At 73.3% G+C, this 9,054-nt stretch carries 9 protein-coding genes and 1 pseudogene; 4 read left to right on the top strand and 6 right to left on the bottom strand.

The genetic code is table 11. The annotated features are described in order from the left end of the window. The first annotated feature begins 159 nt into the window (after positions 1–159). Complete coding sequence (locus tag ACFW2E_RS33450; RefSeq protein WP_384471636.1) at positions 160–810, top strand: TVP38/TMEM64 family protein; 651 nt, start codon at positions 160–162, stop codon at positions 808–810. Positions 811–841: 31 nt separating this feature from the next. Here the strand turns inward: ACFW2E_RS33450 and ACFW2E_RS33445 are convergent, their stop codons facing one another. Continuing rightward, entirely contained in the window at positions 842–2,011 is a 1,170-nt protein-coding gene (locus ACFW2E_RS33445; RefSeq protein WP_384471633.1) for a thiolase family protein, read from the bottom strand. A gap of 127 nt (positions 2,012–2,138) precedes the next feature. Here ACFW2E_RS33445 and ACFW2E_RS33440 point away from each other — a divergent pair, with 127 nt between their 5' ends. Beyond that, positions 2,139–2,609: a winged helix-turn-helix transcriptional regulator gene (locus tag ACFW2E_RS33440; protein ID WP_384471630.1), complete on the top strand. Its 471-nt coding sequence runs from the start codon at positions 2,139–2,141 to the stop codon at positions 2,607–2,609. Between the two features lie 6 nt (positions 2,610–2,615). Here the strand turns inward: ACFW2E_RS33440 and ACFW2E_RS33435 are convergent, their stop codons facing one another. The 3 genes from ACFW2E_RS33435 to ACFW2E_RS33425 are packed head-to-tail and all read right to left on the bottom strand — an operon-like array spanning position 2,616 to position 5,409. Continuing rightward, complete coding sequence (locus tag ACFW2E_RS33435) at positions 2,616–3,341, bottom strand: cupin domain-containing protein (protein WP_384471627.1); 726 nt, start codon at positions 3,339–3,341, stop codon at positions 2,616–2,618. Continuing rightward, complete coding sequence (locus ACFW2E_RS33430; RefSeq protein ID WP_384471624.1) at positions 3,335–4,264, bottom strand: PmoA family protein; 930 nt, start codon at positions 4,262–4,264, stop codon at positions 3,335–3,337. Before ACFW2E_RS33430 ends, ACFW2E_RS33435 begins: the two co-directional genes overlap by 7 nt. Further along, the gene (locus tag ACFW2E_RS33425; protein ID WP_384471621.1) at positions 4,261–5,409 is read right to left on the bottom strand and encodes a Gfo/Idh/MocA family protein; all 1,149 of its coding nucleotides are present in this window, start codon (positions 5,407–5,409) and stop codon (positions 4,261–4,263) included. Before ACFW2E_RS33425 ends, ACFW2E_RS33430 begins: the two co-directional genes overlap by 4 nt. A gap of 286 nt (positions 5,410–5,695) precedes the next feature. On the opposite strand from ACFW2E_RS33425, the gene ACFW2E_RS33420 reads away from it, so the two are divergent. Both ACFW2E_RS33420 and ACFW2E_RS33415 read left to right on the top strand, forming a co-directional pair. Then, positions 5,696–6,571, top strand: a complete 876-nt coding sequence (locus ACFW2E_RS33420; protein WP_384471618.1) for an undecaprenyl-diphosphate phosphatase — start codon at positions 5,696–5,698, stop codon at positions 6,569–6,571. 292 nt (positions 6,572–6,863) lie between these two features. Further along, the gene (locus ACFW2E_RS33415; protein ID WP_384471616.1) at positions 6,864–7,043 is read left to right on the top strand and encodes a hypothetical protein; all 180 of its coding nucleotides are present in this window, start codon (positions 6,864–6,866) and stop codon (positions 7,041–7,043) included. 84 nt (positions 7,044–7,127) lie between these two features. On the opposite strand, the gene ACFW2E_RS33410 is transcribed toward ACFW2E_RS33415, so the two are convergent. After that, positions 7,128–8,606, bottom strand: coding sequence for a glycosyltransferase family 39 protein (locus tag ACFW2E_RS33410; RefSeq protein WP_384471613.1), 1,479 nt, complete (start codon positions 8,604–8,606; stop codon positions 7,128–7,130). Continuing rightward, a pseudogene (locus tag ACFW2E_RS33405) lies at positions 8,603–8,821 on the bottom strand (undecaprenyl-diphosphate phosphatase); the annotation flags it as partial. The gene ACFW2E_RS33410 and the pseudogene ACFW2E_RS33405, both read right to left, overlap by 4 nt. Positions 8,822–9,054 lie beyond the last annotated feature (233 nt).

The raw sequence follows: 9,054 nt of genomic DNA, 5'->3' as shown, positions 1-9,054 counted from the left end.
GTCGGGTAGTGTCCCCGGAAGCACGATGCCACCCACCGCTCTGGGGGCACCGCGACGGTCTCTCCCCGGGCCGCCGTCACGGAGCTCGTCGTCGCCGTACCCACGGCCGCTGCCGTCCCGTCGCTCGGGCGCACGGGTTTCGTGTCACGCTGCACGCGCGTGCTGCTCTCGCCCTGGTCACGGCTGTCCCTGCTCGTGGCCCTGCTCGCGGGGGCCGCTTCGACCGTGCTGCTGTTCGAGCCCCAGAGACTGCTGACCCACGGCTGGCCGCCGCAGGTCGGCGGTGCCGCCGCGACGGTGGTGTTCGCGGCGGCGTACGGGCTGTGCACGGTGGCGTTCGTGCCGCGGCCGCTGCTGAACCTGGCGGCGGGTGCCCTCTTCGGCTCCCAGACGGGGCTCGGTACGGCGCTGGCCGGGACCGTGCTGGGCGCCTGGATCGCCTTCGGCCTGGGCCGGGTGCTCGGCCAGGACGCGCTGCGCCCGCTGCTGCGCGGCCGCTGGCTGAAGGCCGCCGACGGCCAGCTCAGCCGGCACGGCTTCCGCTCGATGATGGCGGCGCGGCTGTTCCCCGGGGTTCCGTTCTGGGCCGCGAACTACTGCGCCGCCGTCTCCCGCATGGGCTGGCTGCCGTTCCTGCTGGCGACGGCGCTCGGCTCGGTTCCGAACACCGCCGCGTACGCCGTCGCCGGGGCGCGGGCCTCCGCGCCGACGTCGCCTGCGTTCCTGATCGCGATGGCGGGCATCGCGGTGCCGGCCCTGGTGGGCGCGGTGGTGGCCTGGCGGAAGCGTCACCACCTGCGCGAGCGGTGACGCTCCCCCACAGGGTCCGTCGCACGCTCCGTCACACCGATTCCAGGATCATCGCGTTGGCGAGTCCCCCCGCCTCGCACATGGTCTGCAGGGCGTAGCGCGCGCCGCGCTCGCGCATGGCGTGGACGAGGGTCGTGGTCAGGCGGGTGCCGCTGGCGCCGAGCGGGTGACCGAGGGCGATCGCGCCGCCGTTCACGTTGACCCTGGCGAGGTCGGCGCCGGTCTCCTGCCGCCAGGCGAGGACCACGCTGGAGAAGGCCTCGTTGACCTCGAAGAGGTCGATGTCGTCCGGAGTGAGGTGCGCCCTCTGGAGCACCTTCTCGGTCGCGGGGATGACACCGGTGAGCATCAGCAGCGGGTCGGAGCCGGTGACGGCGAAGCTGTGCAGACGGGCGAGCGGACGCAGGCCGAGCCGGGCGGCGGTCTCGCTCGAGGTGATCAGCACGGCGGACGCGCCGTCGTTGACCGGGCTGGCGTTGCCCGCGGTGACGTTCCACTCGATCTGCGGGAAGCGTTCGGCGAAGGCGGGGTCGTAGTAGGCGGGCTTGAGGCCGCCGAGGATCTCGGGGGTGCTGCCGGGGCGTACGCACTCGTCGCGGGTGACGCCGTGCAGGGGCGCGACCTCGGTGTCGAACAGGCCCGCGTCCCAGGCGGCGGCCGCCTTGTGGTGCGAGGAGACGGCGAAGGCGTCCAGCTGTTCGCGGGTGAGGGACCACTTGGCCGCGATCAGCTCGGCGCTGATGCCCTGCGGGACGAGGCCCTCGGGGTAGCGTTCGGCGACTCCGGGGCCGAAGGGGTCCTTTCCGGGCGGCACGTTCGACCACATCGGCACCCGGCTCATCGACTCGACGCCGCACGCGACGACCAGGTCGTAGGCGCCGGACATCACGCCCTGGGCGGCGAAGTGCACGGCCTGCTGGGACGAGCCGCACTGGCGGTCGACCGTGGTCGCCGGGACGGTCTCGGGGAAGCCCGCCGAGAGGACGGCGTAGCGGGTGGTGTTCATGGCCTGCTCGCCGACCTGGTCGACGGTGCCGCCGATGACGTCGTCGATCAGGGCGGGGTCGACGCCGGAGCGCTCGACGAGGGTGCGCAGGGTGTGGGCGAGGAGCTCCACGGGGTGGACGTGCGCCAGGGAGCCGTTCGGCTTGCCCTTCCCCATGGGGGTGCGTACGGCTTCGACGATGACTGCGTCACGCATGGTGCGGGCCTCCTTGGCCGCCGGGGCGACGACAGTGCCGCCCGGCGCGATTACCGGTGAGTAGGAAATCCAAACTCACCATAGCGCCGCGGGTTGGAAAAGCAAACCCTCCTCTAGACTGGGCGTCATGGCCGCCACGAGAGACCCGCGCCCCTGCTCCATCGCCGACGCCCTCGCGCTCGTCGGTGAGAAGTACTCGCTGCTGGTGCTCAGGGAGGTGTGCCTGGGCAACGGCCGCTTCGACCAGCTGGTGCGCAACATCGGCGCGCCGCGGGACATCCTGGCCACCCGGCTGCGCCGCCTCGTCGACGCCGGGATCCTGGCCAAGCGCGCCTACAGCGAGCGCCCGCAGCGCTTCGAGTACCGGCCCACCCCGGCGGGCCTCGAACTGGAGCCGGTCCTGATGACCCTCATGGCATGGGGCGACCGCCACCTCCGCGGTGACGGCGAGCGCCCCATGGTCATCGAGCACATCTGCGGCAACGAACTCGTCCCGGTCGTCACCTGCTCGTCCTGCGGCGAACCCGTGCGCCACGAGGACCTGACGGCCCACCCGCAGGCCCCGGGCTGGACCGTCAAGGGGCCTGCGGCGGCATAGCGCGGCCTACGCGGGCGGCTGCCGGTACACGTCGAGCCGCCCGCACATCCCGAACCTGCCGTACTCCGAAGGCCGTTCGGCCTGTACGACGGCCTCGGCCAAGTGGGAGACATCGCCCCGGCCGAGGCGGTCGAGCTGTTCCCCGGTGGCCGCCGCGGCCGCGCGGGCACCGAGCCGCCAGCGCTCGCTCCACTCGGCGAGCCGGGGCCGTACGAGTGCGGCGGCGGCCCGGTGGAAGGCGGCCAGCGGCTCGGGCTCGGGGGCCTCGCGCAGGGCCCGGTAGCCCTCCAGCGCGAGGTCGCGGCGGGCACGGGCGGCCCGCGCCCGTTCCTCCTCGGGCGCGTCCGCCGGGACCGCGGTCGCGGCGGCGTACGCCTCCGGGTCGGCCAGGTACTCCGGGGGCAATGTGAGCACCGCGTCGCCGGCCTCGGGCAGCCCGCCGTTCTGCATGAGGACGGTGATGCGCAGATCGTCCTCGTTCACGAGGCGGTGGATCGTGCCCGGCGTGAACCAGACCACCGTACCGGGCACGAGGGGCGTGACCTCGTACCCGGACGCCGTCAGCGTCTGCACGGCGCCCTGCCCGCCGGTGACCACGTAAGCCTCCGAACAGGCCAGGTGCACATGGGGAGTTCCGCCGCGGAGGCCGTCGGCGGCTGGCCAGTCGTACACGCACAGGCGCGAGACCGCGACCCCGCCCGGCAGACCCGTGAACCCCCCACCGCTCACCACGGATGGGCCTCCAGGTACTTGGCGATGTCCTCCCGCTCCCAGACCCCGTCGGCGACGACGACCCGGTAGCGCCGCCTGAGCGTGTCGCCCGGCGCGAGCTCCAGCTCGTCGAAGAACGCCCACGACGGGGCGATCCCGGCGAAGGGCTCGTTGCGCACGAACCAGTGAGCGGGGTGGGTGCCGCCCGCGCCGGAGTGGCCGTTCTCCGGGGCGTGCTCGAAGACCACGGTCGCGTGGCCGTCGGCGCCGTCGTGTTCGCCCGACAGCGCGAGCCAGGGCGACTGGCTGCCCATCAGCTGCGGGCCCTCCCCGTCCGGGCCGATGATCCGGCCCTCCCGGAAGGCTCGCGGGCCGCGCCAGAACAGGCCGGTGTAGCCGGCCATCACGCGCCCGGCTGTGGTCGGGCTGCCGAACCGCAGCGGTTCCTCACGGCGGTTCGTCACCGCGCTGGTCCAGGTCAACGCCCAGGAGCCGGCCCCGGGGTCCACGTCGTGCACCTCGATCCGCCGCTCCTCGTCCGCCCACAGCGCGCCGTCGTGCGGGTGCCAGGTCAGCCGCTCGGCGACGACCAGCCGCTCACCGTCCGAGGCCACCTCGTCGAACCCGGCGTGCGCCATCGAGCCGACACGCTCGGGGAGTTCGAGGTAGCCCCGGCCATGCACATACGAGTTGCCACCCCACAGGTTCGCGCCGGACAGGTGGGAGGCGGTCAGGGACAGCCCCTTGTGCCAGCGGTGGTCGTTGGGCCGGTAGTCGGTGACGATGTCACCGGCGAGGGTCCGCATCGGGTGGATGTAGGGCTTCGGCGCCTCCCAGGCCGCCTCCGGCCGGTAGACGTAGGCGAGCAGCTCGACACCGGTGGCAGGCACGGTCACCGTGATCCGGTCGCCGAGGGCGTGGACGACGCGCAGCCCGCCGCTCACGCGGACACCTCCTCGTGCTCGGCCGGTGCCCAGCCGGGGGCGCCCCCGTGCAGGGCGGTGTAGTAGGGATCCCCCGGCCCGATCTCACCGGCGCGCACGGTCGTGTCGGTGAACGCCGACTTGTAGAGCGCGGTGACCAGCTCCAGGCTGGTCCGCCCGTCCGCGCCGCTGCTGCGCGGCCGCTCCCCGGCGCGCATGCTCGCCACCAGCTCCCGCAGCTGGGCCAGGTGCGAGCTGGGCACGTCCGGACCGAAGTCCCGCCAGGCCGCCACCTGCCGGGCGGGAACGTCCGGTGCCGGGGTGATGCGCCAGTCGCCGTTCGCGTGCCCGTAGAGGTGGGTGAGCTCGACGGTGGCGCGCTCGCAGTCGATACGGATGCGGCTGACTTCGTCCGGGCTCAGGACGCTGTTCACGACCGTCGCCATGGCGCCGTTCCCGAAGCGGACGAGCGCGGTCGAGACGTCCTCCGTCTCCACGTCGTGGACCAGCCGTCCGGCCATGGCCCGCACCTCGCTCCACGGGCCGAGCAGATCGAGGAGCAGGTCCATCTGGTGGATGCCGTGCCCCATGGCCGGGCCGCCGCCCTCGGTGTGCCAGCGCCCGCGCCAGGGCACGGCGTAGTACGCGCTGTCCCGGTACCAGGTGGTCTGGCAGTGCGCGACGAGCGGGCGCCCCAGCGCCCGCTCGGCGAGCAGCCGGCGGACGTGCCGGGAGCCGGACCCGAAGCGGTGCTGGAAGACGATCGCCGCGTACGGGCCGCCGTCGCAACCCTCCTCGGCCTCGATCGCGTCGAAGTCCGCCAGCGTCGGTACCGGCGGCTTCTCGCACCACACCCAGGCACCGGCGCGCAGCGCGGCCACGGTCTGCGCGCGGTGCAGGGGCGGCGGGGTGCAGATGGTGACCAGGTCGGGCCGCTGTTCCCGGAGCATGCGGTCCAGGTCGGTGTAGGCGTGCGGGATGCCGGCCTCCGCGCAGAAGGCCCCGACCGCGCCCGCGTCGATGTCGACGGCGGCCACGACCTCCGTCTCGCCCTCCTCGGCGAGCCGCGCCAGGGCGGGCAGGTGGGAACCGCGCCCGATGGCGCCGGCGCCGACTACGGCGGCCCTGATGCGCCTGCCGGTGAGCGGGGCTGTGGAGCGGGGCATGGGCGTGATCAGCACTCCTCCGGAACGGCGGGCACACGGGGCGAGCGGTACGGCGCGCGGTGCGACAGCCATGCAGCAAGCGCTTTCCCGTCCGCTGCAACGTAAGCGGCCCCCCGGCGGCCGGTCAACACCCCGAGCCCCGGAGCGTTGGGTAAAGGGCTGGCCAAACCCCCGTGTCCGGCCCGCCACGAGGGGGCGCTACGCTGCCCCGGAAAACGTGATCATCACTCGACCGATCATCATCTTCGCCGAACTTTCCCGATCAGCGCTGGGACGCCCCAACTCCATGTCTTGGTTTGAATCGCTCGTCCTCGGACTCGTCCAGGGGCTGACCGAGTTCCTCCCCGTCTCCTCCAGCGCGCACCTGCGGCTGACCGCGGCCTTCTCCGGCTGGAAGGATCCGGGTGCGGCCTTCACGGCGATCACGCAGATCGGCACGGAGGCGGCGGTGCTGATCTACTTCCGCAAGGACATCGGCCGGATCGTCGCGGCCTGGTTCCGGTCCTTGTCCGACAAGGCGATGCGCCGGGACCACGACGCCCAGACGGGCTGGCTGGTGATCGTCGGCTCCATCCCGATCGGCGTCCTGGGCGTGACGCTCAAGGATGCGATCGAGGGGCCGTTCCGCGATCTGCGGATCACGGCGGCCATGCTGATCGTCGTCGGCGTCGTCATAGGCGTCGCCGACCGGCTGGCCGCGCGCGACGAGACGGGCGGCCGGCACCGGGCGCCGAAGCAGCGCAAGACGCTGGAGAACCTCGGCGTCAGGGACGGCCTGGTCTTCGGCCTCTGCCAGGCCTGCGCCCTCGTTCCGGGCGTCTCCCGCTCCGGCGCCACGATCAGCGGCGGCCTGTTCATGGGCTACCGGCGCGAGGCGGCGGCCCGGTACTCCTTCCTGCTCGCCGTCCCGGCGGTGCTCGCCTCCGGGGCGTTCGAGGTCAAGGACGCCGTCGAGAACGGACATGTGGCATGGGGGCCGACGCTCTTCGCGACGGTGATCGCGTTCGCCTCCGGGTACGCGGTCATCGCCTGGTTCATGAAGTTCATCTCGTCGAAGAGCTTCATGCCGTTCGTCTGGTACCGCATCGCCCTCGGCCTCGTCATCGCCGCGCTGGTGTCGGCGGGCGCGCTGAGCCCGCACGCGGCCGAGTCGGCCGGCTGACGGCCTCCGAGGGGCCGGCGCCGCACGACCGCCGTCGGCCCCGCCCCAGGGGCGCCCCTTCTCGGCCATACCCCAAAACCCCTCGCGCGGGCGGGACTTCGCGGCCGCCATATCCGTCTGGCAAGGGCGAAGGCCCGAACACCGATGGGCGACCGCCGCCGCGCCACCGCACGCCGCGACGCAAAAGCCGTGGCACGCGTGCGCGGGCCCCACGACGGCCGTGACCAACCGCATACGGTCTGAGTAGCCACCCGGTAGCGCAGCGTCAGTGCTTACGCCTAGGCTTGTCGGCATGTCCCCCGATTCCGTGACCCCTGGTTCCGTGCGGTCTGCTGCCGAGGTGAACGAGCAGATCCGGGCGCTGTGGCTGCGTGCGGGCGGATACCTGTCGGCCCAGGACCGCGCGGAGTACGAGCTGCTGGTGGTCGAATGGGCCGAGGCCATGCGCGACGAGATCATCGAGGCGGCCTGACCACGCCGGGCCCCGGACCGCCGGCCCTTTACCCGGGCGGTCTGAAGGAACTCGTCAAGGACCACGGCATCGAGGTGGAGTAGATCAGCCGGCGTGGCGAGAGGGCACGTAGGCCGTGAGCCCGGTGCCTGGCAGGCGATGACGGCCCCACGTGCGGGCGTAACGGGGAGGACCGGAGCGTGTCTTGGTGAGGGCGGCCGTCGGTTCGCGGGCGGCACGGCGCAACAGGGCGTGTGCGGTGGTGTTGCGGTTGTTGCCGCTGACATTGGCCGAGGCGCAGCCGGTGTAGTAACCGATGGGTGGGGCGTGCTTGCCGCTGACCAGGCAGGGCGGGGTGAGTCCGAGGCGGTGCAGGTCGTGGGCGGCGGTGCGGTAGTGGTCGGTGGTGGCGCGGACGTCGGCCACGTTCTGTTCGAGAACCCGGTATTGCGCCGACAGGTGCAGGACGAGCAGCAGGACCGCCAGTCCGGCGGCCGGCACGCGCGCGCCGGGGCGGCGCGCGGCGCGCATGCCGTCCGCGGCCAGCGTGGCGAGCGGCACGGACAGCAGGGCGTAGGCGGGCAGCAGGAAACGCGGGGCGGAGTAGTCGATGAGCAGCAGGTAGGGGATGCTCAGTGCGACGGCGCCGGCGACAGGGAGCCAGGTGAGCGCGCCGCCACGGTTTCGCCCGGCCAGGACGCAGGCGACGAGGGTGAGGGCGGGCAGGGCCAGCCACCACACGGTGAGTTCCGGGTGGGTGAGCGGCACATGGCACGGCCGGCAGAGCAGGGGGCCGTCGAGGCTGCGCCACGCCAGGCCACCCGCCCAGTGCGCGCCCATGCCGCCCTCGGTGGCGCTGGAGACGTGCAGCCGGGCACCGACCCCGCCCCACCGCACGTACGCCTCCGCGATCCATTCGGCGCTGCCCACGACGACTCCCGCGACCACGGCGAGCGCGGGTGCCGGGCGCCGCCAGGGCCGGACGATCGCGCACGCCGCCAGCAGCGGCAGGGCGAGCCAGACGCCGTCGGAGAAGCGGAAACCGGTGGCGGCCGCGACCGTGGCGCCGAGGCCGAGCAGAGCCCGCCGCTGCGCGTGGGGGTGTACACCGCGCAGGAACCAGCCGACGGCCGCGACCGTGGACAGGGCCACCCACAGGTTGGGCATGGCCTGCGGTCCGTACAGGACGGTGGTCCACAGGCCGGCGAACAGCAGCGCCGCCAGGGCGGTGCGGCGGGCCCCGAGCAGCGGCTGCCAGACGCGGTAGGCGGCGTAGAGGGCGGCAGCGGACGACAGCGCCAGGACGATGCGCAGGACGGTGGTGGAGTCGGTGACTGCGAGGACGGGGGCGGTCAGGAAGCTGATGCCGCGCGAGCGCGGGGCGCTGAAGTACGCGGCCGGGCGGTGCGGGTCGAACTGGGAGACGTACACCGTCTCGTCCCAGTCCAGCCCCAGGTGCGGGCTCACGAGGACCAGCTGGGCCACCGCGTAGGCGGCGGCGACCAGCGCCGGCCACGGAATGCGGCGCGCCGGCCGGCGCCGGGCCGCAAGGACCGGCCGGGTGTGCGTGGTGGTGGCGGTCATGCGGTGAGTACTCCGCTCTCCAGCAGGCCGAACAGCACCACACCGGCGGCGATTCGGTGGATGACGAAGGCGCTGAAGGAACGCCGGGCGACGAACTTCAGCAGCCGGGCGATGGCGGCATGGGCGACGAGGAAGGAGACCGCGGTTCCGATGACGATCGGCGCGTGGCCGGCCCCGGCGCCCAGGGGGTCCTTCAGCGCGCAGAGGCCGGCGCCCGCGCAGATCACCCACCGGGCGAACTTGCCGTCGTGGCGGTGGCGCTCCCCACGGTTGCGCAGCGGACCGCGGCCCGTGGACGAGACCGGGAGGAACTCCGGCACACCTTCGGCGATTCCGGGAACGGCGGCCTGGCCGACGCTGATGACTCTCATCGGGGTCCGTTTCTGTGCTGGGCTGGATCAGCCGATGGGGGGGCTGGGGGGGGCGGTTGTGGGGGGGGCGGCGGTCG

Source organism: Streptomyces sp. NPDC058964 (assembly GCF_042741275.1).
Taxonomy (GTDB): Bacteria; Actinomycetota; Actinomycetes; order Streptomycetales; family Streptomycetaceae; genus Streptomyces.
Note: the sequence above shows the minus strand (reverse complement) of the source record. Positions and strands in the feature narration are given on the sequence as shown.